Source organism: Amycolatopsis sp. SID8362 (genome assembly GCF_010550475.1).
In the GTDB taxonomy this organism is placed as follows: domain Bacteria; phylum Actinomycetota; class Actinomycetes; order Mycobacteriales; family Pseudonocardiaceae; genus Amycolatopsis; species Amycolatopsis eburnea.
Genome location: NZ_JAAGNB010000703.1, coordinates 1 through 3121, shown reverse-complemented (window position 1 = coordinate 3121; position 3121 = coordinate 1). Strand labels below are relative to the sequence as shown.

The window sequence follows — 3121 nt, the reverse complement described above, 5'->3', positions numbered from 1 at the left end:
GGTGCTGCTGCGCGTCGAGGGCCTGGACGACGACACGTTCGCGGGGGTGCTGGCGGTCCGGAGCCTGGCCGAGCCGAGCCTGGTGGTGGAGGCGGCCACGCTCTGGGACGCGCCGGACGCGGTCCTGAACCGCCTCGGCGACCAGGTCGAAACGCAGCTGCTGCTCGGCCTGCGCCGCGGGGCGCGGGCGTGGGCGCCGCTGGGCCGCGTGCTGGCCGAGCCGGCCCCGGCGTCACTGGTCCTGTCCGACGAAGAGGTCGTCGACCTCCTCACCGACGGCGCCCGCGAGCTGGGCGGCGCGGGCATCGAGGTGCTCTGGTCGAAGGGCCTGTTCGCGGGCGAGGTGAAGGCGAAGGCGAGCGCGACCCAGGCCCCGGCGAGCGTCGCGGGACCGGAGTTCGCCTTGCGTTCGCTGCTGGAGTTCCGCTGGCAGCTCAGCCTGGGCGGCGAGCAGCTGACAGCGGCGGAAGTGGCCGCGCTCGCCGAGGCGAAGCGCCCGCTGGTCCGCCTGCGCGGCCAGTGGGTCCGGGTGGACCCGCAGCTGCTGGCCCGCGTCCGCGCCCGCCCCCGCAAACTGGAGGCAGCCGAAGCCCTGGCGGCGGCCCTGACGGGCGAACTGGACCTGGACGGCGAACGCATCGAGTTCGCGGCACCCCCGGCCCTGGGCGGCCTGGCTTCCCGCATCCGCGACCGGGCGGACGCCGCGATCCCGGCGCCCCCGGGGTTGCAGGCGACGCTGCGGCCGTACCAGCAGGCAGGGCTGTCCTGGCTGGCCACGATGACGGAGCTGGGGTTGGGTGCGTGCCTGGCCGACGACATGGGCCTGGGGAAGACGATCCAGCTGATCGCCCTGCACCTGCACCGCCGCGCCCTGGCACGGTCTGCGCCGCAGGTCGGCAGCCGAGCCGCGCTGCTCGCGACTGAGCCCGGCTCCACCGGCGCCGAGTCTCGCCCTACCGGTGCTGATCCCCGCCGCAGTGGCGCAGGGCCGCAGCCAGCCGGCGGCGAGCCCACACCCGGCGGAGCTGAGTCCGCGACCGGTGCCGATGCCCATTTCCGTGCCGCCGATTCCGCACTTCCTGGCAGCGACTTACCGCCTGGCGCCGAGCCCGCCTCCGCCGGGGCCGAGTCGCAGACGGCCAGTGCTGATGCGCAGCCCGCTGCCGCCGAGTCCGAGTCTGGCGCCGTGCCCGCAGTCGAGCCTCGGCTCACCGGCGCCGACACTCCGCCCACCGGCTCGCTGCCTGCCGCCGATTCCGCACCTGCCGGCAGCGACCTGCAGTCCGGAGCCGAGCCGCAGCCCGCCGGCGCCGATGCCCAGCCCACCTCGGCCATCGGCGCGTACCGATCGGCTGGCGTCGATGCCCCGCTTACCGGCGGCGAGCCCGTGCCCGGGGGAGCTGAGTCCTCGACTGTTGCCGATGCCCAGCCCCCTGCCGCCGAGCCCGATGCCGTGCCCGCGGCCGAGCCGCAGCTGGCCCGTGCCGAGTCTGCTACCGCCGAGCCCCAACTCTTCGGCGGGCCCACCCTCGTTCTCTGCCCCACCTCCCTCCTCGGCAACTGGGAGCGCGAGTTCGCCCGTTTCGCCCCCGAAATCCCCGTCCGCCGGTTCCACGGCGGCAGCCGTCACCTCGACGACCTCGCCCCCGACGAAGTCGTCCTCGCCACCTACGGCGTCCTCCGCCGCGACCGCGAGACGCTGTCCGAAGTGGACTGGGGCCTGGTCGCCGCGGACGAAGCGCAGCACGTCAAAAACCCGCTGTCCGCCACCGCCAAGGAACTCCGCAAGATCCCCGCCCGGGCGAAAGTCGCCCTCACCGGCACCCCGGTCGAAAACCGGCTCACCGAACTGTGGTCCATTGTGGACTGGACCACCCCCGGCCTGCTCGGCCCGCTCGACCGCTTCCGCCGCACCGTCGCCAAACCGATCGAGCGCGACCGCGACAAGGAAGTCACCGAACGGCTCGCCGCCACCGTCCGGCCGTTCCTCCTCCGCCGCCGCAAGACCGACCCCGACATCGCGCCGGAGCTGCCGCCCAAGACCGAGACCGACCGGTTCGTCCCGCTCACCGCCGAGCAGACCACCCTGTACGAAGCCGTCGTGCGCGAGAACCTCGCCGAGATCCGGGAGTCGCAGGGCATCAAGCGGCGTGGCCAGGTGCTGCAACTGCTCACCGAACTGAAGCAGATCTGCAACCACCCGGCGCAGTTCCTCAAGGAACCGCACGGCGCGCTCACCGGCCGCTCCGGCAAGCTCGCGGCCTTCGAAGAACTGCTGGACGTCATCCTCGACGAAGGCGAGAGCGTCCTCGTGTTCAGCCAGTACGTCCAGCTCTGCCGGCTGCTCGAACGCCGCCTCCAGGAGCGGGGGCTGCCCACCGAAGTCCTCTCGGGGGACAGCTCGCCGTCGAAGCGGCAGGACATGGTCGACCGGTTCCAGGCCGGCGAGATCCCCGTGTTCCTGCTTTCGCTGAAGGCCGGCGGGGTCGGGCTCAACCTGACCCGCGCCACCCACGTCATCCACTACGACCGCTGGTGGAACCCCGCGGTCGAAGACCAGGCCACCGACCGCGCCTACCGGATCGGGCAGGACCGGCCCGTCCAGGTGCACCGGCTGATCGCCGAAGGGACCCTCGAAGAGCGGATCGCCGAGGTGCTCGAGAAGAAGCGCGGGCTGGCCGAGTCGATCGTCGGCGCGGGGGAGGACTGGATCACCGAGCTGTCCGACGACGCGCTCGCCGATCTGGTCCGGCTCGGGAGCGGGTGATGCCGCCGCGGCGGAACTTCGGCACCACCTGGTGGGGGCGGGCCTGGGTCGACGCGCTGGAGCAGCGGGCGAAGCTCGACCCGAACCGGCTGCCGCGCGGCCGGACGTACGCGCGCAAGGGCACGGTCACCGAGCTGCACTTCGGCGCCGGGGCGATGACGGCGCGGGTGCGCGGCAGCCGTCCCGAGCCCTACAAAGTCACCATCGCCATGCGCACCTTCACCGACGGCGAGTGGGACACCCTGCTCGGCGTGGTCGGCACGCGGCTCGGGCACGCCGCGGCGCTGCTCGACGGCGAACTGCCGGGCGCGCTCGCCGAGCAGGCCCGTGAGGCGGGCGCCGACCTCCTGCCGG

The 3121-nt window shown here is 73.6% G+C and carries 1 protein-coding gene and 1 pseudogene; both read left to right on the top strand.

All coding sequences use genetic code 11. The annotated features are described in order from the left end of the window. Position 1 precedes the first annotated feature (1 nt). Positions 2-2767, top strand: coding sequence for an SNF2-related protein (locus tag G3I65_RS57435; RefSeq protein ID WP_309235608.1), 2766 nt, complete (start codon positions 2-4; stop codon positions 2765-2767). Continuing rightward, a pseudogene (locus G3I65_RS21770) lies at positions 2767-3121 on the top strand (hypothetical protein); the annotation flags it as partial. The gene G3I65_RS57435 and the pseudogene G3I65_RS21770, both read left to right, overlap by 1 nt.